Genomic DNA, 23643 nt, shown 5'->3' on the forward strand with positions numbered 1-23643 from the left:
GGATGGGGGGCGCCCTTCCACCCCCGGTCGTCGGAACGCCCGCCACCCCCGCGGCGGCGGCCACCCCCGCGCCCGCCCCGGTGGCGGTCGCCGAGGGCACGGTCAAGGCCCTGCCCGAGCGCCTGCAGGACATCGCCCGCCCGGTGGTGCTGACCGGCACCGTCGTCGGGACCACGCCGGAGGGCTTGGCCCGCGTGCGCACCCAGGCCGGCGAGCTGCTCGTGCAGACCCCGACGCCGCTGCCCGCCGACAGGCCGGTGACGCTCCAGATCACCCCGGCGCAGGTGCTGCTGGAGCAGGCCGCATCGGCCGATCCCGCCGCGGCGTCCCCCACCCAGAGCCTCGCGGCGAAGGTGCTGGTGCTGACCCAGGGCACCCCGGCCACGGCACCAACCACATTGCCGAACGTCCCGACCACGCCGACAACGAGCGGACCGGCGCCGATCATCCCCGGCCAGACCGGCGCGGCACGGCCTCAGGGCTCGGCGACTCCGTTGGTGATCCTGCCCAACCCGGCGTCCACCACAGCGACAACAGGACCGGCCGGCCAGCCGCTTCCCCTGCTGCTGCCGGGCACCATCGTGCCGGCGCTGGTCATCGCCGCGGCGCCCAAGCCTCCGGCTCCCCCCGGCATGGCCCCGGCCCTTCCCGGCCAGCCGGCCGCCACACCGGCCACACCGGCCCCGCCCCCCGTCACGGACGGCGCCTCCGGCGCGCCCCCGGCGCCGGCCAGCCAGCCCATCGCCACTTCCGCTCCTCCGCAGGCGCCGCCTTCACCCGCTCCGGCGGGAGCGACGGCGCCGCCTCCCGGCAAGCCGATGCTCGACGCCACGGTGGAACTCGGCGGTGACGCGGCGCATCCCGGCGGCGACCTCGGAGAGCCGGCGTCTTCCGCGAAGCCGGCCCTCGTGAAACCCGCCACGGACCCCATGCTGACCCAGGGCGGCACCGTCGCTCTGAAGATCCTGACCGTCACCCCGCCACCGGACCAGCCGCCGGCCGCTCCGCCCGACGACGCTTCCCTCCCGCCGGATGATCAGAATCCCGGCGCCCCGCCGCGCAAGGACGGCGCACCGCCTCACCCGGCGTCCCCGCCGCTGGCAGCGCCGCAGCCGCTCCCCGCCCCGCCACGCACCGCGGCGGCGGCAGCGGCCGCGACGCCGACCATGCCCGGCGCGCACCCCGGGTCCGCCCCGGCGTCTCCGGAGTCCCCCGACGGGCCGGTGCTGAAGGGCACGGTGGCCGGCAGCACGCCGCAGGGCCAGCCGATCCTCGCCACACCCCAGGGCATGCTGGCGCTGAACGTCCAGGCGAGCCTGCCGCAGGGCAGCGCCGTCACCGCCATGCTGACCGATCCGGCCAAGGCGCTCCAGACCGCACCGTCCCCGCTCGCCGCGGAGCCGGGCCCGTTGAGCGAACGGGACTGGCCGGCCATGCGCCAACTTCTGACCGCCCTGGCCGGGGTGGACCGCTCCGCCGCGCAGGCGCTGATCGGCACGGTGATGCCGCAGCCAAACCGCAAGCTGGGCGCGGCGATCAGCTTCTTCCTGTCGGCGATCCGCGGCGGCGACGCCCGCGGCTGGCTGGGCGAGGACGCCGCCTCCGCCCTGGAGAAATCCGGCCAGGGAAGCCTGCTGTCCCAGCTGGAGCGCGAGTTCCGCAGCCTCCAGCAGCAGGCGGGCGATCCCCTGCCCGGCGACTGGCGCCCCTACACCCTGCCGATGATGGACGCCAATGGGCTGCTGCCCATGAAGCTGCACATCCACCCCATCCAGCCCGACGAGGATGGGAAAACGGGCCGCAAGGCCGGCGACAAGGGCAGCCGCTTCCTGCTCGACCTCGATCTCAGCCGTCTCGGCCCGATGCAGCTCGACGGGCTGGTGCAGCCCAACCGGTTCGACCTGATCCTGCGCAGCCACACCCCGCTGGCGCCGGAGATCCGCTTGGACCTGATCCAGATTTTCGCGGACAGCATCCGTGCCGTCGGCTACATCGGCGGCCTGTCCTTCCAGTCCGGCGCCAAATGCTGGGTCAAGCTGACCCGCGTCGGGGCCGGCGGCAGCAGCTACACCGCCTGACGAGCCCGGACGCCATGCACCGCCGCGAATTTTTGACCACCGCCGCCAACCCGGACGCCCGCCACGACTATCTGGTGGAGTTGCACGGGGAACCGGCGCCCGGCATCCGCCTGACCCTGCGCTACGTGCCCGACCGCGCGGTGGGCACGCCGGACGGTGTCGCCGCCTATCTCGGCGCCCTGTTCGACACTGCGGCGGCGGCCGGTCCGGAGGCGCTGGCCGTCGCCGTGCTCGACGACCTCAACAACGAATTGATCCCCCGCTGGGTGGAGATCACGGTGGAGCGGAGCCTGCCCGTCCCCCACCGCGTGGTCATCGAGGACCGCCAACCCGGCTGGGACAACCCGCATCTGTTCTCCCGGATGCGGCGCGTCTGATTTCCCGTTCCCGTCGCCATCATCCGGACGGCATGGCTGCACCGCGCCGATCCACGGCGTTGATCGCTTGATTTCCTCAACCCGCATGCGAATAAAGCGGGTCGGTCGGTGCGTGGATGAGTCCGTTGAAACGTACACGAATATTGAGACGCGCCCAAACCCTCTGGGCGCGCGTTGGGCTTCGCGCACGCCTCGAAGCCTTCATTCTGCTCGCCCTTCTTCCACTGGTGGTTCTGGTTCTCGTTCTTCTTCTTCAAGAGCGCAGCCAGGACATCGAACGGGCACGCGAGGGCACCCGCCTGCTGGCCCACCGCGGGGCGCTGCAGCAGACGCAGATCGTGCAGCAGGTCCGCAGCGTCCTCCAGCTTCTCACCCTCGTTCCCGACATCCGGGAAGCGATCCCCGGACGCTGCACCACCCTGTTGAAGCAAACGACCGACCTGTATCCCTGGGCCTCCGGTTTCGGTGTGTTCGATCCCGATGGAAAGCTGCTGTGCAACAGCAGCGACAATCGGCCCGTGAACCTCGGCCAGCGCGACTACTTCAAAGAGGCGGTGGCGGCGCGCCGATTCACGGTCAGCAACTTCCTGATCGGCCAGAACAGCAAGCAGCCCCGCGTGGTCGCCGCCCTGCCGATTCTCGGCGCCGGCGGGTCGGTCAGCCGCGTGCTGGTGGCCGGTGTGGATCTGAGCTGGCTTGCCGAGCTGTCCGCCGAGATCGCCCGCGAGTCCGGCGGGACCGTGTCGCTGTTCGACTCCCAGGGGACGATCCTCGCCCGCGTGCCGGACCCGCAAGGCCTCGTCGGGCACTCCATGGGCGACCACCCGACGGTCCGCAGATTCCTTGAGGACGACGCGGGCATCATCGAGGGCGGCGGCCTGGACGGCGTGCCCCGGATCAGCGGCTTCGCGACCCTGGCGGACACCGGCGCCAAGATCGTCGTCGCCGTCGCCCGCGACGACATCCTGGCCGCGGCCGACCGGAACCTGCTGGTGGGAACCGGTGTCATGGTCGGCGTGGTGCTCCTCATCGTCGGAGGGGTCTGGGTGCTGATGGACGTGATGATCCTGCGCGGCCTGCGCGACCTCAAGGCGTCGGCGGCGTTTCTCTCGTCGGACCTCTTCGATCCTCACGCCCCCTGCACGCCCGCTCCAACTCATCCGTCCGAGTTCAGCCAGGTCGCCCAGGCGATGCGGACAATGGGACGGACGCTGACCGCCATCGCGTTCGAGGATCGCCTGACCGGGCTCGCCAACCGACGCTCCTTCGAAGCGCATGTGGAGCGCCTTCAGGAGCAGCCGGCGGAGGAGCAGACCGCGATCGCCATCCTCTACATCGACCTCGACGGGTTCAAACCGGTCAACGACCAGCACGGACACCACACCGGCGACGCCGCATTGAAGGAGATCGGTGCCCGGCTGTCGCGCTGCGTGCGCCATGGGGATTTCGCCGGCCGCCTCGGCGGCGACGAGTTCGCCGTTCTGCTGTCCCTGGCGGACGGCCAGCCGGAGCGTTACATCCGGGACGTCGCCCGACGGATCATCGACAGCGTGTCCGCCCCGATCCTGGTCGATGACCTGGACGTCCGGATCGGGTGCAGCATCGGCATCGCGCTTTGGCCATCGGACACGGAGGATCTCGTCGTGGCTCTCCAGAACGCCGATCAGGCGCTGTACGCCGCCAAACGCGCCGGCCGCGGCCGCGCGGTCACCTATTCGGAGCTTTCCGACAATAAGGCCGAGTCGATCTGAGCAGGCCTGTCGGATTGGCCCGGCGCGTCAGGACTCGACGCTGCTCTCCTCCTGCTGGCGGCGGCGGAAGCCGACCAGAGCGGTTTCATCCAGCATGTTGGCCTCCTTGCGCTTGAGCTTCTCCTTCTCGCGCTTCAGCCGCTCCTCCTCGGCCAGCTCGTAGCGCTTCAGCTCCTGGAAGGCTTCGGCCATCTCGTCGGTGGCGACGGCGATCTGGGCCTCGACCTGCCCCATGGACTGGGTCAGCCGCTTGCCGCGCTCCATCGCCGCCTGGATGTAGTTGCTGTAGGTGAAGGCGTATTCGACGTTGCCGCGGGCGGTGTCGCGCTCCGCGGCGATCTCCTCCTTCAGCCGCTCGATCTCCGCCTGGAGCCGGTCCGCGAGGTTCTGAAGTTCCGCCAGCGCCCGGCGCTTCTCGTCGAGCTTCCATTTCTGAAGGCGGATGATGGTCTTGAGACTGCTCATTCTTGCGGCGGCCACTGTTCAATGCCGAAGATGGCGGCAAGCTGGGCGTAGCTGTTGTCGAGGTCGGTCGCCTCGCGTTTGCCCTGCTTCAGGAACGCCTCCAAGGCCGGCTGGAAATGGATGGCCTCGTCAACCTGCGGGTCGGTGCCCTTGCGGTAGGCGCCGAGGCGGATCATCTCCGCCATGTTGTCGTAGGACGACATCAGCCGCCGCGCGTGGTTGACCAGCTCGTTCTCCATGGGAGAGTTGCAGCCGGGCATGGTGCGCGACACGCTGCGCAGGATGTTGATGGCCGGATAGCGCCCGCGCTCGCCGATCTGGCGCTCCAGGACGATGTGGCCGTCCAGGATGCCGCGCACGGCGTCGGCGATGGGTTCGTTGTGATCGTCGCCTTCGACCAGCACGGTGAACAGGCCGGTGATCGAGCCCGACCCGTTCAAGCCCGGCCCGGCGCGCTCCAGCAGGCGCGGCAACTCGGCGAAGACGGTCGGGGGATAGCCCTTGGTCGTCGGCGGCTCGCCGGCGGACAGGCCGATCTCGCGCTGGGCCATGGCGAAGCGGGTCACGCTGTCCATCATGCACAGCACGTTGCAGCCGGCGTCGCGGAAGGCTTCCGCCACGGCCAGAGTCATGTAGGCGGCTTGGCGGCGCATCAGCGGCGCCTCGTCGGAGGTGGCGCAGACCACGACGCTGCGCGCCAGACCCTCCTCCCCCAGATCCTCGGTGATGAATTCCTGAAGCTCGCGCCCGCGCTCGCCGATCAGCCCGATCACCGCGACCTCGGCGCCGGAGAAACGGGCGAGCATCGACATCACCGACGACTTGCCGACGCCGGAGCCGGCGAAGATGCCCATGCGCTGGCCACGGCAGCAGGTGAGGAAGGCGTTGATGGCGCGGATGCCCAGGTCCAGCTTCTCACCCACGCGGGCGCGGGAATGGGCGGGCGGCGGGTTGTTGCGGATGGGAACGCCGTGCGTCCCCTTGGGCAGCGGCCCCTTGCCGTCCACCGGCTCGCCCAGCGCGTTGATGACACGGCCGAGCCACGCCTCCGTCGGGAAGACCATGGGCTGGCTGTCCGACACCAGCGCGCGGCAGCCCAGCCCGACACCGTCGATGGAGCCGAAGGGCATCAGCAGCGCGCGGCCCTGACGGAAGCCGACCACCTCGCAGGGGACTTGCCGGCCGTCGCGGGATTCGACGATGCAGCGGCCGCCCACCGACAATTCCTTCTCGATCCCCCCGACCTCGACCAGCAGGCCGAGCACGGCGGTCACCCGCCCGAACCGGCTGCAGCCGGAGACGGACTCGATTTCCTGAAGGATGCGGGCGACGTCGGCGGGCACGGTCTTGCGGGTTCGCGAACGGGAATGGGACGGGTGAGCCGGGCGCGGGCGGCGCAAGTCGCGGTGGGCACGGAGTCCCCCGCCATGCCGCCCCCGTCATGCTCATCCAAAAACATTAACGTTAAATGAAGTGCTATGCCTCTGGCGTTAAGCTGAATCGTCTGTTAACTTGTGTAAACGGACGGGCCGATCTGTTAAGGGAATCGGTTAAGGAACTGCGGGAAAGCAACGCCGCATCGGAAGCCAGAAACGCGCCATCTAACATCGGGATATCGCCATGAGGGTTCTGCTGGTCGAAGACGATTCCTCCACGGCCAAGAGCATCGAACTGATGCTTCAGTCGGAAGGCTACATCGTCGACTCTACCGACCTCGGTGAGGATGGACTCGAAATCGGCAAGCTGTACGATTACGACATCATCATCCTCGATCTGATGCTGCCGGACATCGATGGCTACGAGGTGCTGCGCCGCCTGCGCGCCGCCCGTGTGACCACGCCGATCCTCATTCTTTCCGGCCTGTCGGAGCTGGACCACAAGATCAAGGGTCTGGGCTTCGGCGCCGACGACTATCTGACAAAGCCCTTCGACAAGCGCGAGCTGATCGCCCGCATCCAGGCCATCGTTCGCCGCTCCAAGGGCCATTCCGACAGCATCATCCGCACCGGCCGTCTGACCGTGAACCTGGACACCCGCACGGTGGAGGTGGACAACCAGCCGCTCCACCTGACCGGCAAGGAATACGGCATCCTGGAGCTGCTGTCGCTGCGCAAGGGCACGACCCTGACCAAGGAGATGTTCCTGAACCATCTCTACGGCGGCATGGACGAGCCGGAGCTGAAGATCATCGACGTCTTCGTCTGCAAGCTGCGCAAGAAGCTGGCCGCGGCGACCCAGGGCGACAATTACATCGAGACGGTGTGGGGCCGCGGCTATGTGCTGCGCGACCCGCACGAGGACGCGTCCCCGATCCCGCGCGTCCCGCACCCACAGGCACAGGCGGCCGGCTGACCGCCGACCGCCCGTCACCGTTAACCGTCATCCCGATGAACGGCGGGCCTGGGCCCGCCGCCAACCGCACTCACTCCTGCCAGAACGCCTTGTCGGTTTCGCGGCGGGCGTCCTTGCGGCTCAGCCCGACATCGCGCAGCAGATGGTCGTCCAGAGCCGCCAGGGAGCGGCGCTGCCGGTGACGCTCGATCATCCCCAGCACCTCGCCGAACGCGCGCTCGGCAAACCGCCGCGCGCCGCCGCCAGCCTGTCCAAGAGACACCATGCCCCGGTCTGTGGAAACGGCGCCCAGCGCTCTCCTGCTCATGATCCGACACTCCGCTTGATGATTTCCGTCCCCTAGAAATGCCCCGGAAGCGGCTTGTCCGCAAAGGATGCTTTCTCTAACCTGCATGAGAGAATTTCATGCGGCCGGTCAACAATCCGGCGGATGCGGACCCATGCAGATCCCTCCCCTCAACGGCCTGCGCGCGTTCGAAGCGGCGGCCCGCCATCTCAGCTTCACCCGGGCGGCGGAGGAGCTGAACGTCACCCAGAGCGCTATCAGCCACCAGATCCGCACGCTGGAGGACCGGCTGGGCATCCGGCTGTTCCGCCGGCTGAATCAGGCGCTGGTTTTGACCGACGCCGGCCAGCTTCTGCTGCCCAGCGTGCGCGACGCCTTCGCGCGGCTGGCCACCGGCCTGGAGCGGGTGATGGAGCACGAACGCTCCGGCGTGCTGACGATGAGCGTTTCGCCCTCCTTCGCCAGCCGCTGGCTGATGAGCCGGATCGGCCGCTTCCGCGCCCGCCACCCGGAAATCCACCTGCGCATCAGCGTCAGCCAGCACGAGATCGACTTCGAGCGCGAGGCCGACATCGACATCGGGCTTCGTCATGGCCTGGGGGTGTGGGAGGGATTGCGGGCCGACCGCTTCCTCGATGACGCGGTGTTTCCCGTGTGCAGCCCGGCCCTGCTGCAAGGGCCGACGCCGCTGCGCCAGCCCGCCGACCTGCGTCATCATGTTCTGGTCGAGGAGACCGGCCACAGCTATTGGGCGACATGGTTGGCCATGGCCGGGCTCGGCGATCTGAAGCCAAGCTCCGAGATGGTCTTCGACGAGATCGGCATCGCCATCGAAGCCGCGGAGAACGGTCAGGGCATCGCGATGGCGCGCGGCACCCTGGTGCTGGAGGAACTGGCGAGCGGGCGGCTGACCCGGCTGTTCGACCTCGCCCTGCCGGGAGACTTCGGTTACTACCTCGTCTGCCCGGAGGTGACCGCCGACCGGCCCAAGATCGCCGCCTTCCGCCGCTGGATCATGGAGGAAGGCGCCGCCGACCGTCTCACCGTCACGCCACCCTAGATCACACGGCGGCCCGCAGCCCGCTCGGCACCTGGAAGCCGCCCAGGCTGTAGAGGCCGCGCTGGCCGTCCACCGGCTTGAAACGGTCGGTGATGCCCAGCACGGTCTCGGCGCCGCCGAGATAGAGCACGCCGTCCTGCGGCATCTGGCGGGAAATCGCCTCCAGCACCTTGGTCTTGGTCGGCTGGTCGAAATAGATCAGCACGTTGCGGCAGAACACGATGTCGAACTGCCCCAGCGCCGAGAGGTCGCCCAGCAGGTTGAACTCGCGGAAGGAAGCCATCTGGCGAAGCTGCTGGCTGATCTGCCACTTGTCGCCCTGCTGCTTGAAATGCTTCACCAGCATTTGAATCGGCAGGCCGCGCTGCACCTCGAACTGGGTGTAGATGCCCGACTTGGAGCGCTCGACCATTTCCGCCGAGATGTCGGTGCCGACGATCTCGATCCGCCAGCCGGCCAGCTTCGCCGCGTCCTCATTCAGCAGCATGGCCAGCGAGTAGGCCTCCTGCCCGGACGAGCAGGCCGCCGACCAGATGCGGATCGACCGCTTGGCGGACCGCGCCTCCAGCAGCCGCGGCAGGACGATCTGCCTGAACTGGTCGAAAGGCTTCTGGTCGCGGAAGAAGGACGACTCGTTGGTCGTCATCGCCTCGGTGATGTCGCGCAGCAGCGCTTCGTCCTTGCGCGTCCGCACGGTGGAGGCCAGCTCCTCCAGCCCCTTCATGTTCCACTTGCGCGCCACCGGCATCAGCCGGGATTCGAGTAGGTAGGCCTTGTCCCGGGTCAGGACCAGACCGGAACGCTGCTTGAGCAGCGTGGAGAACATGTCGAAATCTTCGACTCTCATGCTGCCCTCGATGCGAACTTGCGGATGTAGGGACCGATTTCCTTGAGCGGCAGCACCGCCGAGCAGATGCCCGCCTGGGCGACGGCGCCCGGCATGCCCCACACGACGCTGGACGCCTCGTCCTGCGCGATCAGCGTGCCGCCGGCGTTCACCACGTCGGTGCAGCCCTTCAGCCCGTCCTGCCCCATGCCGGTCAGGATGCAGGCCAGGACCTTGCGCCCGCCGAAAGCGCGGAGGATGGACCGCATCATCGGGTCCACCGCCGGGCGGCAGAAATTCTCGGGCGGGTCCTTGGTCAGCGAAATCACGTTGGCGCCCGCGCGCTGGGTCACCAGCATGTGGAAGTCGCCCGGCGCGATGTAGCAGCGTCCCGACACGATCGGCTCGCCGTCCTTCGCCTCCTGGGCGTTCAGCCCGCACTGGCGGGTGATGTGCTCGGCCAGGATGGTGGTGAAGGTCGCCGGCATGTGCTGGGTGATCAGGATCGGCTGGGTGACGCCGGCCTTCAGATGGGCGAGCACCTCGAACAGCGCCTGCGGGCCGCCCGTGGAGCTGCCGATGGCGATCACATCCGGCTTCACCTGGCCGACGGAACCGACGGCCGGAGCCGGGCGCAGCGTGACGGGCGGCGGCTCGCGCTTCAGGAAGGCGGCCGGCACCGGCGTCAGCGGGCGCAGCTCGCCGCGGGTGCGGGACCCGGCGCGGCGGGCCGCGGCGCCGAGCGCCTTGACCTTCGACACCAGCTCGCGCTTGAAGGCGTCCGCCCCGCCGATCTCGCGCGTGGAGGTCGGCTTGGGGATGTAGTCGGCGGCGCCCGCGGACAGGCAGCGCATGGAGATGTCGGCCCCGCGCAGCGTCAGCGTGGAGGCCATGATGATCTTCACCTGCGGGGCCACCGCCAGCAGCTTCGGGATGGCGGTCAACCCGTCCATCACCGGCATCTCGATGTCGAGGACGATGACGTCGAGCGAGTTGCGCTGCAGGGCGTTGACCGCCATCTGGCCGTCGCCGACCGACGCGACCACGCGGATTTCAGGATCGCCTTCCAACGCGCGGGTCAGGAGGCCGCGGATCACGGCGGAATCGTCGACCACCATCACCCGGACGGGATCGCCGCCGGCCGCACCGGTCGGATGCCCCGCCGGTGCGGGGGGAGGAGGTCTGCCGAAACGATCGGACATAACGCAATCAGCCTTTCAGGGTCGGAACGGTGCGCGGTGCGGTGGTCCCGCTCCTCACAGCAGCCCGACCTGCTCGAACTTGGTCTGGATGATGTCGCTGTCGAACGGCTTCATGATGTACTCGTTCGCCCCGGCGGACAGCGCCTCCTGGATGTGGGCGAGGTCGTTCTCCGTGGTGCAGAACACGACCTTGGGAAAGTCCCCGCCGCTCATCTTGCGCAGGCGGCGCAGGAACTCGATTCCGGTCATCACCGGCATGTTCCAGTCCAGCAGGATGGCGTCCGGCATCTTCTGCGCGCAGGCCTCCATGGCCTGCTTGCCGTCCTCCGCCTCGGTGCAGGCGAAGTGCAGCTCTTCCAGGATCTTCCGCGCGACCTTGCGGACCACGCGGCTGTCGTCGACGACCAGGCAAACTTTCATGGTGAACGGGCCTCAGGCTTCGCTTTGCACACCGACCGGGGTTTCGCCTCAGGCCGCTTCCATCGTGGTGAAGTTCAGCAGACGCGGCACGTCCAGAACCACCATGAGCTGACCGTTCAGGCGGTAGATGCCCGTAGACACCTCGCGCCAGCGCGGGTCGAGGGTGGCCGGGTTGCGCTCGAAGTCGTCGTTGGAGAGGCTCAGCACCTCCCCCACCGAGTCGACCATCAGGCTGTAGAGCTCGCCGCGCAGGTCCACCACGATGGACATGCCCGGCTTGTCCTTCGGGCGCGACGTCAGGCCGAGCCGCAGGCGCACGTCGATGGCGGTGACGATGCGCCCGCGCAGGTTCAGCGAGCCGGCGACCTCCGGCGGGGCCAGCGGGATGCGGGTGATCCGCTGGTGCCCCAGCACGTCCTGGACCTGGAGGACCGGAATGCCGAACAGCTGGTCGGCAATCGTCATGGTCACATAGTCCTGGCTGCCACCGGAGATGATCTCGTCGCCCTTGGACTTCTTGGTGGCGGGCAGCTTGGCGTTGCTCATGCGGCACCTTTCTGCTCGGACAGGGTCTGCTGCAGCGCGTACAGCAGAGCGTCACGGTCGAACTTGGCGACATAGTCGGTGAACCCGGCCTGACGGCCGCGGTCGAGGTCGCGCGGGGAAGCGTGGCTGGACAGGGCGACCATCGGCGTGCCGCTCCAGCGGGTGCCGCCCTGGCGGACCGCCTCGGCGAAGTCGAAGCCGCTCATCCCCGGCATCTCGATGTCGGAGACGATGACGTCGAAGTCCTCGCCCGCCTCGCAGAGCGCCAGCGCCTCGTTGGCGTTCTCCACGGCGGTGACGTCGTAGCCGGCGACCGACAGAAGCGGGGTCAGCAGGTTGCGGAAGAAGGGGCTGTCGTCGACCAGCAGCACGCGCTGGAGCGTCCTCTCCTCCTCGTAGCCATCGGTCGAGGACGAGCCGAACCAATCCTTGTAGGCCTGGGTCAGGAAGAAGCCCGCGTCGAGCACGTCCGTCGCCTTGCCGGCGATGATCGCCGAGCCCATCAGGCCCGGACGGTCGGCGGTGAGCTGCACCACCAGACGCTCCTCCACGATGTCGACGATCTCGTCGACGATCAGGCCCATCGACCGGTCGCCGTCGGCGAAGACCAGGACCGGCTGGCGGCCTTCCTGGCCGATCATGAAGCCCGGATCGATCGGCACCAGCGGCATCAGCTTGCCGCGGTACTGGACCACCGGCATGCCGTTGGACGATTCGACGCTGGCGAGGTCGACATCCTCCAGGCGGGCGACCAGCGACAGCGGCACCGCCTTCGGCGCGCCGGCCCCGGCGCGGAACAGCAGGAGGGCCATCTTGTCCTCCTGGCGGGTCGCCTGGACGGAGGTCGTCTCCTTGGACGCGGTCTCGCCCATGGCCATCTCGCCGGTCGCCGACGCGATGCCGTTGGGGTCGAGGATCATGATGACCGAGCCGTCGCCGAGGATGGTGTTGCCCGAGAACATCTCGATGTGGCGCAGGATCGGCGCCACCGGCTTCACCACAATTTCCTCGGTGTCGAACACGCGGTCGACCATGATGCCGAAGGTGTAGGTGCCGACCTGCGTGACCACGATGAAGGTCTCGTCGGTCTTCTTCTCGCCGCCCTCCTGGTCGTCCAGACGCAGCAGCTCCTGCAGCGAGACCAGCGGCAGCAGGCGGTTGCGCAGGCGCAGGACCGGCGTGCCCTTCAGCCGCTCGATGGTGTGCTCGCTGTCGGCGGCGGCCCGCACCAGCTCGACCACGCTGATCTGCGGGATGGCGAAGCGCTCGCCGGCGCATTCCACGATCAGGGCGGAGACGATGGCCAGCGTCAGCGGGATCTTGATGACGAAGGTCGAGCCCTTGCCCTGCTGGGACTTGATCTCGATCGTGCCGCCGATCTTCTCGATGTTGGTCTTGACCACGTCCATGCCGACGCCGCGGCCCGACACGTTGGTGACCTTCGCCGCGGTCGAGAAGCCGGGCTTCATGATGAACTGGATGATCTGCTGGTCGGACATCGCCGCCAGCTCGCCTTCCGAGGCCATCCCGTTCTGGATCGCCTTCTGCTTGATCCGGTCGATCGCCAGGCCCTTACCGTCGTCCTGGATCTCGATGATGATGTGGCCGCCCTCGTGATAGGCGTTCAACGTGATGCGGCCGGTCTCCGACTTGCCCGCGCGCACACGGTCGGCGGGCACCTCCAGGCCGTGGTCGGCGGAGTTGCGCACCATGTGCGTCAGCGGGTCCTTGATCAGCTCCAGAACCTGGCGGTCCAGCTCGGTGTCGGCACCGAGCATCTGGAGGTCGATCTTCTTGCCCAGTTCGTGCGACAGGTCGCGCACCAGACGCGGCAGCTTGGCCCAGGCGTTGCCGATGGGCTGCATGCGCGTCTTCATGACGCCTTCCTGCAGCTCCGACGTCACGTGGTTCAGGCGCTGCAGCGGGGCGGCGAACTCGCTCTCCTTCTGCGAACGCAGGATCTGGAGGAGCTGGTTGCGGGTCAGCACCAGCTCGGACACCATGGTCATCAGGTTTTCGAGCAGGTCCACGTTCACGCGGATGGTCTGCGCGGCGACCGCCGACTCCTTCGTCGCGGCCTCGCCGCCCGCACCGGCGCCGGATGAGGCCTCCGCGGCGGGAGCGGGCACCTTGGCGGCGGCCGGGACCGGATCGGGGTCCGGAACCACCAGATCGTGCGAGGGCGCCGGATCGTCCGCCGGCTCCGCGGCGACCGGGGCCAGCGCGGTGCTGGTCGGGCCGGGGGTGGCGTTCCAGATCGCCTCGAGCTCGTCCAGGGTGAGGTTGCCCGAGGAGGAGGCCGGGGCTTCCTCCGCCGCCGCGACCGCGGGGGCCGGCGGGGGTTCCGGGGCCGCGGCGGGCTTGGGCGGAGCGGCGGCGCCCAGCTTGCCCTCGGCGCACAGGTTCAGCCGCTCGATCAGCGGCAGGTCGTCGCCCGGGGGCTCCGCCTCCGTCGCCTCCAGCACCGCCAGCAGGCTCTTGATGGTGTCCAACGCCTGAAGGATCAGCGAGACCGCCTCAGGGTTGATGGTCAATTCCCCGTCGCGGAACTTGCCCAGCACGTTTTCCGAGGCGTGCGCGACCTTCTCCAGGCGCGGCAGGCCGAGGAAGCCGCAGGTGCCCTTGATGGTGTGCACCAGACGGAAAATGTTCGACAGAAGTTCCGGATTGTTGGGATTCTGCTCCAGACGGACCAGTTCCACGTCGAGAACCGACAGGTTCTCGTTGGTTTCCGTCAGGAATTCGGAGAGCAGATCATCCATGTCGCGATCCCCACGCCCGCAATTGTATCCGTTTCCGGCCGGGCCGTCCGGAGGGCGGCGTGCGCGACGCCGCCGGTACGGGCCATTCCAGCTACGGTCGGAGCCTGTCAAACACTGATTAAGAGAACCTTACCTCCTTCGATACCACTCTCGGGCTCCGCCGTCATGCCGAGCCACCCGGCCCAAGGTCACAGCCCGCCAGGCCGGTGCCGCCGTCCCGGCCTATGACCGCCGGGAACATTCCATACAGCCATGGCGAAGCGCCGCGCGCCGGAACGGCCGCGGTTCGGATCACGTCATTGCTGCGCGGGTCACGCCCCCGGCGGGGTCCGCATCACCAGTCGACGGTGAAAACCAGCCGGTCCGGCCCGGAGGGGGTGGCGGCGACACGATAGCCGTCGTCCTCGGCGAAGCGCCCGGTCATGTAGGCGTGGATGCTGCGCGGGGTCAGGTCGGCGGCGGCGACCGTGCCGGCCAGCGCCGCCGCGGACTCGTCCTTCAGGGCGCCGGGACGCCCGGCGGCGGTGATGGTGAAACGGCCCGCCTGCTCGTCCCCTTCCGCCGCGACGGTGATGGTGCCGCCATGGGTCAGCGCCTCGTCGGCCAGGATGATGACGTTGAGCAGCACCTTCGCCGCCCCGCGCTTGAAGGCGAGCTGGTCGTTCGGCACCCCGGCCGGCCAGTCCAGCGTGGTGCGCCCGCCCTCCAGCAGCCCCTGCGCGGAGGAGCGGGTGTCGCCGAAGCCCTTCTGCTCCCGCCCGGCGAGGCCGTAGGCCAGCCGGAAGACGCGCAGCCGCCGGTCGGCCTGCCCGGAGGAATGCTCGATCAGCTTCACCGCCTCGCCCAGGAAGCCGCCGGCGGGCTCGTCCTCCATCTCCTCGATCAGCTCCAACCCGTTGCGGATCGCTCCCACCGGGCTCACGAGGTCGTGGCAGATGCGGGAAGCGACAAGCTCGATCACGCGGATGTCCAGCGGCACGGGGAGTCTCCAGATCGTTGATGGCCGACCGTCGGCGAACCGGGTTGGCGACCATGGCCGCAGCCCAGGGAACGTCGTTCAGGAACTTCCCCCGGCCGGGCGGCATTCTGTTGCATGCCGGCGCCCCATGGGGATGGCCGGCGGCGACGTTCGTTTGTATCATTCCAGGAGCGCGGATGCCGCCGCTTTTCCACGGTCATCCCGCGAAAGCGATAACCAATTCCAGCGGATGCAGGAGGCGCGGCATGGACGATTCATTGGTTCCCGGCGCCTGGGTGCGCCACCCCGCCCGTCCCGACTGGGGGTTGGGGCAGGTGCAGTCGGCCATCGGCGACCGCGTCACCGTGAATTTCGAGAACGCCGGGAAGTTGCTCATCAACACGTCCGTGGTCGCGCTGACCGTCACCGATCCAGACGACGCGCCATGAGCGGGAAACTGCCGCTGGCCGCCCTCCTCCTGCTGGCCGCCGGCACCCCCGCGCTGGGCGACGACGCGCCCGATCCGGAGCACGGCAAGGCGCTGTTCCGCGCCTGCGCCTTCTGCCACACGCTGACGCCCGACGGCGGCAACCGCGCCGGCCCGACGCTGTGGCGGCTGTTCGGGCGCCCCGCCGGGGCGGTGGAGGGCTATCACTACTCCTCGGCGCTCAAGCGCAGCGGCATCGTCTGGGACGAGGCGGCGGTGGCCCGGCTGTTCGAGATCGGCCCCGACGTGATGACCCCCGGCAGCAAGATGCCGATGCAGACCATCACCAGCGCGGCCGACCGCCGCGATCTGGTCGAATATCTGAAGGAAGCCACGGCGCCGTAAGTCCGGATTGCGAGGCCCGCAAGCGGAATTGAGGAGCATGGCCCCGGACGGGCCCCATCCCCATCTCTGTCTGTCGAACCCCTTTCCGAGCCCCTTTTCCGAGCTGTGGTTTCCCGATGATTCCCCGCGCCGTCCGCAAGCCCCTGGCCATCCTGGTCGCCGTTCTCGCCCTGGCGGTCGTGGTGCCGGTGCTGGGGGCGGGCGGGTTCCTGCTGTGGCTTCGCCAGCAGGCCCCGGCCTATGAGGGCGCCGCCACCGTCCCTGGGCTGGAAAGCCCGGTAGAGATCCTGCGCGACCGCAACGCCGTCCCGCACATCTTCGCCGCCACCGAGCGGGACGCCTATTTCGCGCTCGGCTACGTCCACGCCCAGGACCGGCTGTGGCAGATGGAGACGATGCGGCGCAGCGGCGCCGGGCGTCTGGCCGAACTGGTCGGCACGCGCTTCGGCGACTGGGCGCTGCGGCTCGACCGCTCCATGCGCACGCTGGGCGTCTACCGCCGGGCCGAGGAGGCTTATGAGGAGCTGTCGCCGGAAGCCCGCACGGCCTTCGACGCCTACGCCGCCGGGGTCAACGCCTGGATGGAAACGCGGCGCGAGGCCCTGCCCATCGAATTCCAGCTCCTGCGCCACACGCCGGAGCCCTGGCGGCCCGCCGACAGCCTCGTCTGGGGGAAGCTGATGGCGCTCCAGCTTTCCGGCGATTCGCGGGACGAGCTGTTCCGCGCCAGCGCCCTGAAAAGCCTGACGCCGGAGCAGATGCGCGACCTGTTCCCGGACTCCGACCCCACCGCTCCGGTGACCCTGGCGGCGGCGCTCGACGGCATGGACTTGCAAGGCGCGCTGGCAGCATTGCCCGACCTCGGCTTCGACACCGCGTCCAACGAATGGGCGCTGACCGGGGCGCGCAGCGCGACCGGCAAGCCGATCATCGCCAACGACCCCCATCTCGGGCTGGAGGCGCCGATCCTCTGGTATCTGGCGCGCATCGTGACCCCGGAACACCGCATCGCCGGGGCGACCATCCCCGGCGTGCCGCTTCACATCCTAGGGCACAACGGGCGCGTCGCCTGGGGCTTCACCACCACCCACAGCGACACCCAGGATCTGTTCATCGAGAAGCTCGACCCGCAGGACCCCGCCCGCTACCTGACGCCGGACGGCAGCGAGGCCTTCGAGACGCGGCAGGAGACGATCCGCGTCGCCGGCCAGCCGGACGAGACGCTGACGGTGCGCGAGACGCGGCACGGCCCGGTGTTGACCACCCCGGACGCCGCCGATGCGGCGCCGGAGGGCCATGTGCTGGCGCTGGCCTTCCCCGGCCTGTCCGCCGCCGACACCACGGCGGAGGCGCTGTACCGCCTCAACCATGCCGCCGACGCCGCCGCGGTGCGCGAAGCGCTGTTCCTCCATGTGGCGCCGCAGCAGAACGTCGTCTACGCCGACACGGCGGGGACGCTGGGCTTCCTGTCGCCGGCGCTGGTCCCGGTGCGGCGTGGCGGCGACGGGCGCGTTCCGGTGCCGGGCTGGACCGGCGAGCATGACTGGATCGGCTACATCCCCTTCGACGCTCTGCCCCAGGCGGTCGATCCGCCGTCGGGCCAATTCGTCAACGCCAACAACGCGGTGGTCGGCCCCGGCTACCCCTACGCCCTGGCGACCGAATGGCCGGACCCCGCCCGTGCCGAGCGGATCGTGCAGATGCTCGGCGATGGCCCGCACACGGTGGAGGAGGTGGCCGCCCAGCAGATGGACGAGCTGTCCCTGCCGGCGCGCGACCTGCTGCCCCTGATGCTGGAACCGCTGCGCAACGTGCCCGATCTCAATGGACAGGCCCGCGCCGCGCTGGACCGTCTGGCCGGCTGGGACGGGCGGATGGACCGCGACCGGGCCGAGCCGCTGATCTTCTCCTGGTGGGAGCGGGAACTGGTGCGCAGCGTCTTCGCCGACGAGCTGGGACCGCTGTTCCAAAGCTACTGGGACCTGCGCCCGCGCGCCCTGCACCGCGTGCTAACCCAGGCGCCGCAGTGGTGCGACGACCGGACGACGCCGGCCCGCGAGGACTGCGCCACCATGCTGGCCGGGTCCCTGAAATCGGCGCTGGCCGAGATCGAGCGGCGACACGGCGCGGACATGAGCGGCTGGCGCTGGGGGGCGGAGCACAAGGCCGCCCTGAACCACCGGCTGCTCGGCCGGGTGCCTCTGCTCGGTTCGCTGTTCGACCTGTCGATCCCGACCGGCGGCGGCTCCTTCACCGTCAACCGCGGCACCAGCCGCGTGCGCGACCCGCAGGACCCCTTCTCCCACGTCCATGGTCCGGGGCTGCGCGCGGTCTACGATCTGGCCGACCTCGGCAACTCCCGCTTCTCCATCGCCACCGGCCAGTCGGGCAACCCGCTGTCGCCCCATTGGGGGGATCTGGTGCAGGGCTGGCGCGACGGGGTGGGTCTGCGGTTGGCCGGCGACCGCGGCACGCTCGCCCGCGACGGCGCCACGCTGCTGACGCTTTCCCCCAACCGTCCAGGGAGTTCGCCATGACCGAGGCTACACCGTCTCCGACCCTGACCCTGGACGACGTCCGCGCCGCCGCCGCGCGGATCGGCGGCCACCTGCCCGTCACCCCCACCGAGGCCTCGCCCCGCCTGTCGGAGATCACCGGCTGCTCGGTGGTGCTGAAGCTGGAGAACCAGCACCTCACCGGATCCTTCAAGGAACGCGGGGCGCTCAACAAGCTGCTGTCGCTGGGCGAGGCGGAACGACAGGCCGGGGTGATCGCCATGTCGGCGGGCAACCACGCCCAGGCGGTGGCCTGCCACGCCACGCGGCTGGGCATCCGCTCGGTCATCGTGATGCCGTCCTTCACCCCCTTCACCAAGGTGGAGCGCACGGAAAGCCTCGGCGCGCGGGTCGAGTTGCACGGCGAGACGCTGAGCGACGCGGCGGCCTACGCGCAGGAACTGGCGGCGCGCGAGGGACTGACCTTCGTGCACCCTTACGACGACCCGCTGATCGCCGCCGGCCAGGGCACCGCCGCCCTGGAACTGCTGGACGCCGCGCCGGACCTGGAGATGCTGGTGGTGCCGGTGGGCGGCGGCGGGCTGATCGGCGGCATGGCGGTGGTGGCCAAGGCGTTGAAGCCCGACATCGCGGTGATCGGGGTGGAGTGCGCCATGTTCCAGTCGATGCGCCAGGCGCTGGCCGGGCAGCCCATCACCTGCGGCGGCGCCACCATCGCCGACGGCATCGCCGTCAAGGCCCCCGGCGCCGTCACCCTGCCGCTGGTCCGCCGGCATGTCGACGCGGTGGTCGAGGTGGGCGAGCCGCGGCTCGAGGAGGCCGTCTACCGTCTCGCCACCGTGCAGAAGCTGGTCGCCGAGGGCGCCGGGGCGGCGGGTCTGGCCGCCGTGCTGGACGATCCGGAGCGGTTCCGCGGCAAGCGGGTGGGCATCGTCGTGTCCGGCGGCAACATCGACGCGCGCATCCTGGCGCAGGTCCTGACGCGCGGGCTGGTCTACGAGGGGCGCATGGTGCGGCTGCGCATCGGCATCACCGACGCCCCCGGCGCGCTCGCCCGCGTCGCCCGCCTGCTGGGCGAGGCCGGGGCCAACATCGTGGAGGTGCACCACCAGCGCCTGTTCCACGACGTGCCGGTGCGCATGGCCGAGATCGACGTGGTGCTGGAAACCCGCGGGCGCAGCCATGTCCAGCGCCTCGTCGCCCACATGGAGGAGGCGGGCTTCCCGACGGAGCTGATGACCGACATCTCCTGAACCGCGATGGAATGACGCAAGACGGTTTTCTTGTTGCGCGGCCCTGTACAAAAATGACGCACTCCGTGATAGAGAAACCAAACGCGAACTCTCTCTATCAGGATGTAAGCGCATGCCTGCCGCCTCCTGGGTTCCCACTTCGGCCGCCACCGTCTACGGGTTGACCGCCGCCAACCGACCCGCCACCGACATCGACGGCGGCCCGCTGGGATGCGATCCCGCCCTGCCACGGACCGGCATCGTGACGGCGCCCCAGGCGATTTCCGATCCGTCCCTGACACCCATCCTGTCGGGGGCCAAATGGGGCACCACCCAGGCCGCGGCTCCGGTCACCCTCACCTATTCCTTCTATGAGAACGGCGGTCCCGCCGTCGCCACCGCGGGGGTCAATCCGGCCCCACTGGGCGCGGCCTTCCGCGACGCCATCCGTGGCGCGCTGGCCGGCATCGCCGATGTCGCCAACGTCCGTTTCGTGGAGATCACCGAGGCGGCGACGGGCGGCCCGCTCGGCGCTCCCGGCGCGTCGGGCGCGCTGGTCGGCCATCTGCGCTTCATCGACGACGCCCGGCTGGACAACGATCCGGGCATGCCCGCCTACGCCATCGGTCCGTCCGCCTCGACCCTGTCCAGTGGTCTGGTTGCCTTCGATTCCGACCGCGTCGACGCCGCCAGCGGCGCTGGATACGCGCGGATTCTCCGGGAGATCGGGCGCGCCCTCGGCCTCACCGACAGCTTCGAGCCCGGCGATGCGCCTGCGGCCGGCAACGATCCGCGGGCGGAGAACGGCGTGTGGAGCACGGGTTGGACGATGATGTCGGTCACGCCACCAGCCTCCCGCCTGCCAGCCGGCACGGCGTTCAACCCAGTCGGGCCGATGGCGGCGGACATCCAGGTGCTGCAGTCCTGGTATGGGGCCAACCTGAGCACGCGTACCGGGGACGACGTCTACCGCATCGACGGTCCGCTCGCGGGAGCGGCGATCTGGGACGCCGGTGGAACCGATACACTGGACGCCTCCGCTGCGTCGAGCGGTCTGCACATCGATCTCTCATCCAATGAGATCAACGGCAACGCCGTCATCGCCAAGGGCATCAGCATTGAAAACGCCATCGGCGGGGCCGGCAACGACACCATCTTCGGGTCGTTCTCCAGCCCTATCCATCTGGTCAATGGCACACTTCTTCCCGGCAGCGCCAACAATCGCCTCGACGGCGGACCGGGCAACGACGACATCATGGCGGGGTCCGGCGACGACACGCTGATCGGCGGAACGGGCAGCAACGTGCTCGACGGGAGCCTCGGGTACGACACCGCGGTCTATGGCGCCGCCTCGACCGACGCCTATGCCTATAGCCTGCACGGTACCCTGTTCCTGTCGATTCCCAAGCTGGGCATCAGCGACCGGCTGCACGGGATCGAACAACTGTCATTCACCGACCGCAGCGTCGCCGTCGCGGACGCCACATCGATCCTGCGGTCCCCCCTTCCCAATCCCGTCAAGGAGCCTCCGGTTCCCGTGCCCATCGATCCCGCGCGCCGCCTTTCGATCACCCGCGGCGGGGTCAGCACCGAAATCGCGATGGATCGCTACTCCGGCCCGGTGAGTTGGCTTCACAACAGCCACATCGGCCAGAACGACAGCGAGGCGATGCGCGGGACGGAGCGTGCCGACTTCATCAACACGGTGGGCGGCGACGACGCGGTGGACGGCAGCGGCGGCGACGACGTGCTGGACGGCGGTCTCGGCTCCAACTTCCTGACCGGCGGGAACGGCAGCGACACCTTCTTCGTGGATGGGCGCGGCGGCGTCACCTGGTCGACGGTGACCGACCTGGAGGCGGGGGAATGGGTCACCGCCTGGGGCTGGAAGGAAGGGACGTCCAAACTGACCTGGGCCGAGATGGCCGGCGCGGAGAGCGCGAAGGGCGTCACCGCGCACATCGACCTCGACAGCAACGGCAGCATCGACATGAGCATGACCATCGCCGGAAAGTCCCTCGGCGCGATTTTCGTCACACCCGGAGAGGTCGGCGGCTCCAGCTACCTCGCCTTCGCCCTCAAATGACGGCCCGCCGGTGACGGTCGCCCGGTCCCGACCGGGCGCCCCGAACACCGCGTGGTGGCTCAGGGAAGCTGCGCGTAAGCGCCGCGGAAATAGAGCAGCGGCTTCCCGTCCTCGCTGCCGGACAGACGGCGCACGCGGCCCACGATGATGACGTGGTCGCCGCCGTCATAGACATGCTCGCGGTCGCATTCCAGGCTGGCGAGGCAGCCGGTGAGGATCGGCACGCCGCTGTCCCAGCGCTCCACCCCCACCCCGTCCCAGCGCTCCTGAAGATCGCGACGCGAGAAGCGGTTGGACAGCTCCGCCTGCCCTTCGGCCAGGATGTTCACCGCGAAGGACGGCGCGATGGTGAAGGCTTCGAACGACATGGCCGCCCGGCCCAGGCAGAACTGCACCAGCGGCGGGTCGAGCGACACCGAGGAGAAGGAGTTCACGGTCACGCCGATCGGCTCGCCGTCTGGTGCGACGGTGGTGACCACGGCGATGCCGGTGGCGAAGCATCCGAGGGCGTTGCGGAAGGCCCGAGAATCGATGGTCATGGCGGCCTGTGTGGGCTCGTCGGTTATTGGGGCGAGGGTGCGGCGGCGAAACAGCGGGATTAACCCAGCCGGACCGTCGGTGCAAGCCGCATCTGCCCCGACGCCTCCGGAAGCGGCCGGAAGCAGCCCCCAGCCGCATTAAATGGATCTTAAGGATAACACTCCACCCTTCGGGTGTCCGCACGGACCGCGAATTCCCGACCACAAGGCCCACTCAGCAAGGCTTCATGTCAGCGAACCCGTCCGGCGGCGAACAGCCGATCATCATCAAGAAGAAGAAGGGTGGCCATGGCGGCCACCATGGCGGCGCCTGGAAAGTCGCCTACGCCGACTTCGTGACGGCGATGATGGCCTTCTTCCTGCTGCTGTGGCTGCTCAACGTCACCACGTCGGACCAGCGCAAGGGCATCGCGGACTATTTCTCGCCCAGCTCGGTCAGCCGCGAAACCTCCGGGTCCGGCGGCATGCTGGGTGGGCGCACCATCACGGCGCCCGGCGCCCAGATGTCCCCCTCCTCCCCGATGTCGGCCGACGTCCCGGTCTCCGGCCCACCCGGCAATTCGACCCAGGAGGACGAGGAGGCGAACGACCCGACCGACGCCGCCCCGCCGCCGCCCGCCTCGACCGCCGAGCAGAAGTCCAACGAATCGCGGCTCGACTACCAGAAGCGGCTGGAGGAACAGGCCAAGCAGCTCGGCATTCCCGGCCAGAAGCCGGGCGAGCGGCTGTCCGACTTCGCGGAACGGGTGAAGGAGGGCGGCGAGAAGCTGCAGGACGCCCAGAAGGAGGCCCGCCAGTTCCAGCAGGCCGCCACCGAGATCCGCCAGGCCATCCAGTCCGTGCCGGAGCTGGAGCCGCTGGCCCAGAACCTGATGATCGACCAGACGCCGGAAGGCCTGCGCATCCAGATCGTCGACCAGGACCGCGTCTCGATGTTCCCCGGCGGGTCCGGCCAGATGTACCCGCAGACCCGCCAACTCGTCATGCAGGTGGCCAAGGCGCTCGCCAAGCTGCCCAACAAGCTGTCGATCAGCGGCCACACCGACGGCATCCCCTTCACCTCCGGGGCCGGGCGCGACAACTGGGACCTCTCCACCGAACGCGCCAACGCCACCCGCCGCGCCCTGATCGCCGGCGGCATCCCGGAGGAGCGCTTCCAGGACGTGATCGGCCGCGCCGACCGCGACCTGCTGGTGCCCGACCAGCCGGGCAGCCCGCGCAACCGCCGCATCAGCATGGTGCTGCTGCGCGAAAGCAAGACCACACCCCCGCCCGCCGCGACGAACTGATACCAAAGCCGATGCGGCGCTGGTACCAAGGCGTTAGTTCTTTGCCTTTGAACGTACCCCTTCTTG

The 23643-nt window shown here is 69.2% G+C and carries 21 protein-coding genes; 11 read left to right on the plus strand and 10 right to left on the minus strand.

From position 1 onward, the window contains the following. Positions 1-2: 2 nt before the first annotated feature. The 3 genes from FBZ83_RS03105 to FBZ83_RS03115 all read left to right on the plus strand — a co-directional run bounded on the left by FBZ83_RS03105 (position 3) and on the right by FBZ83_RS03115 (position 4206). Positions 3-2078, plus strand: coding sequence for a hypothetical protein (locus tag FBZ83_RS03105; RefSeq protein WP_247888114.1), 2076 nt, complete (start codon positions 3-5; stop codon positions 2076-2078). 14 nt (positions 2079-2092) lie between these two features. After that, complete coding sequence (locus FBZ83_RS03110; protein ID WP_145681016.1) at positions 2093-2455, plus strand: hypothetical protein; 363 nt, start codon at positions 2093-2095, stop codon at positions 2453-2455. 227 nt (positions 2456-2682) lie between these two features. After that, positions 2683-4206, plus strand: a complete 1524-nt coding sequence (locus FBZ83_RS03115) for a sensor domain-containing diguanylate cyclase (RefSeq protein WP_211101614.1) — start codon at positions 2683-2685, stop codon at positions 4204-4206. Between the two features lie 27 nt (positions 4207-4233). Here the strand turns inward: FBZ83_RS03115 and FBZ83_RS03120 are convergent, their stop codons facing one another. Together FBZ83_RS03120 and fliI are read right to left on the minus strand one after the other, a co-directional pair. Further along, complete coding sequence (locus tag FBZ83_RS03120; protein WP_137141835.1) at positions 4234-4671, minus strand: flagellar FliJ family protein; 438 nt, start codon at positions 4669-4671, stop codon at positions 4234-4236. After that, positions 4668-6014, minus strand: a complete 1347-nt coding sequence (gene fliI, locus FBZ83_RS03125; RefSeq protein WP_145681018.1) for a flagellar protein export ATPase FliI — start codon at positions 6012-6014, stop codon at positions 4668-4670. The genes FBZ83_RS03120 and fliI overlap by 4 nt, the downstream gene beginning before the upstream one ends. 277 nt (positions 6015-6291) lie before the next feature. On the opposite strand from fliI, the gene ctrA reads away from it, so the two are divergent. Next, a complete protein-coding gene (gene ctrA, locus FBZ83_RS03130; protein ID WP_109070287.1) occupies positions 6292-7023 on the plus strand; it encodes a response regulator transcription factor CtrA in 732 nt (243 codons plus the stop codon). A 70-nt stretch (positions 7024-7093) separates the two neighbouring features. Here the strand turns inward: ctrA and FBZ83_RS03135 are convergent, their stop codons facing one another. Further along, on the minus strand, positions 7094-7330 hold the full coding sequence (locus FBZ83_RS03135; RefSeq protein WP_247888115.1) for a DUF1127 domain-containing protein: 237 nt from the start codon (positions 7328-7330) through the stop codon (positions 7094-7096). Positions 7331-7463: 133 nt separating this feature from the next. Between FBZ83_RS03135 and FBZ83_RS03140 the strand changes: the two genes are divergently transcribed. Beyond that, positions 7464-8369: a transcriptional regulator GcvA gene (locus FBZ83_RS03140; protein WP_137105474.1), complete on the plus strand. Its 906-nt coding sequence runs from the start codon at positions 7464-7466 to the stop codon at positions 8367-8369. A gap of 1 nt (position 8370) precedes the next feature. Here the strand turns inward: FBZ83_RS03140 and FBZ83_RS03145 are convergent, their stop codons facing one another. The 6 genes from FBZ83_RS03145 to FBZ83_RS03170 all read right to left on the minus strand — a co-directional run bounded on the left by FBZ83_RS03145 (position 8371) and on the right by FBZ83_RS03170 (position 15104). After that, positions 8371-9216 (minus strand): CheR family methyltransferase, encoded by an 846-nt coding sequence (locus tag FBZ83_RS03145; RefSeq protein WP_145681020.1) that lies wholly within the window; start codon positions 9214-9216, stop codon positions 8371-8373. Next, positions 9213-10313, minus strand: a complete 1101-nt coding sequence (locus tag FBZ83_RS03150) for a protein-glutamate methylesterase/protein-glutamine glutaminase (RefSeq protein WP_186465968.1) — start codon at positions 10311-10313, stop codon at positions 9213-9215. The genes FBZ83_RS03145 and FBZ83_RS03150 overlap by 4 nt, the downstream gene beginning before the upstream one ends. Before the next feature lie 138 nt (positions 10314-10451). Continuing rightward, positions 10452-10817, minus strand: a complete 366-nt coding sequence (locus tag FBZ83_RS03155; protein ID WP_145672709.1) for a response regulator — start codon at positions 10815-10817, stop codon at positions 10452-10454. 48 nt (positions 10818-10865) lie between these two features. After that, the gene (locus FBZ83_RS03160) at positions 10866-11363 is read right to left on the minus strand and encodes a chemotaxis protein CheW (RefSeq protein ID WP_145672711.1); all 498 of its coding nucleotides are present in this window, start codon (positions 11361-11363) and stop codon (positions 10866-10868) included. Then, positions 11360-14125 carry a hybrid sensor histidine kinase/response regulator gene (locus FBZ83_RS03165; RefSeq protein ID WP_145681022.1) on the minus strand — a complete coding sequence of 922 codons (2766 nt, stop codon included), beginning with the start codon at positions 14123-14125 and terminating at the stop codon, positions 11360-11362. Before FBZ83_RS03165 ends, FBZ83_RS03160 begins: the two co-directional genes overlap by 4 nt. Positions 14126-14459: 334 nt before the next feature. Further along, on the minus strand, positions 14460-15104 hold the full coding sequence (locus FBZ83_RS03170) for a histidine phosphotransferase family protein (RefSeq protein ID WP_145681023.1): 645 nt from the start codon (positions 15102-15104) through the stop codon (positions 14460-14462). A 245-nt stretch (positions 15105-15349) separates the two neighbouring features. Between FBZ83_RS03170 and FBZ83_RS03175 the strand changes: the two genes are divergently transcribed. From FBZ83_RS03175 to FBZ83_RS03195, 5 genes are all read left to right on the plus strand, one after another. Then, positions 15350-15532 (plus strand): DUF3553 domain-containing protein, encoded by a 183-nt coding sequence (locus tag FBZ83_RS03175; protein ID WP_014198307.1) that lies wholly within the window; start codon positions 15350-15352, stop codon positions 15530-15532. Then, positions 15529-15915 carry a c-type cytochrome gene (locus tag FBZ83_RS03180; protein WP_145681024.1) on the plus strand — a complete coding sequence of 129 codons (387 nt, stop codon included), beginning with the start codon at positions 15529-15531 and terminating at the stop codon, positions 15913-15915. Before FBZ83_RS03175 ends, FBZ83_RS03180 begins: the two co-directional genes overlap by 4 nt. A 116-nt stretch (positions 15916-16031) precedes the next feature. Next, on the plus strand, positions 16032-18452 hold the full coding sequence (locus FBZ83_RS03185; RefSeq protein WP_145681025.1) for a penicillin acylase family protein: 2421 nt from the start codon (positions 16032-16034) through the stop codon (positions 18450-18452). Beyond that, entirely contained in the window at positions 18449-19684 is a 1236-nt protein-coding gene (locus FBZ83_RS03190) for a threonine ammonia-lyase (RefSeq protein WP_145681026.1), read from the plus strand. The genes FBZ83_RS03185 and FBZ83_RS03190 overlap by 4 nt, the downstream gene beginning before the upstream one ends. 112 nt (positions 19685-19796) lie before the next feature. After that, a complete protein-coding gene (locus FBZ83_RS03195) occupies positions 19797-21749 on the plus strand; it encodes a M10 family metallopeptidase C-terminal domain-containing protein (protein ID WP_145681027.1) in 1953 nt (650 codons plus the stop codon). Positions 21750-21808: 59 nt separating this feature from the next. On the opposite strand, the gene FBZ83_RS03200 is transcribed toward FBZ83_RS03195, so the two are convergent. After that, entirely contained in the window at positions 21809-22288 is a 480-nt protein-coding gene (locus FBZ83_RS03200) for a flavin reductase family protein (protein ID WP_145681028.1), read from the minus strand. 227 nt (positions 22289-22515) lie between these two features. Between FBZ83_RS03200 and FBZ83_RS03205 the strand changes: the two genes are divergently transcribed. Next, complete coding sequence (locus tag FBZ83_RS03205) at positions 22516-23577, plus strand: flagellar motor protein MotB (RefSeq protein ID WP_145681029.1); 1062 nt, start codon at positions 22516-22518, stop codon at positions 23575-23577. The last annotated feature ends 66 nt before the right edge of the window (positions 23578-23643 follow it).

Origin of the sequence: Azospirillum brasilense, assembly GCF_007827815.1 — a bacterium.
In the GTDB taxonomy this organism is placed as follows: Bacteria; Pseudomonadota; Alphaproteobacteria; order Azospirillales; family Azospirillaceae; genus Azospirillum; species Azospirillum brasilense_C.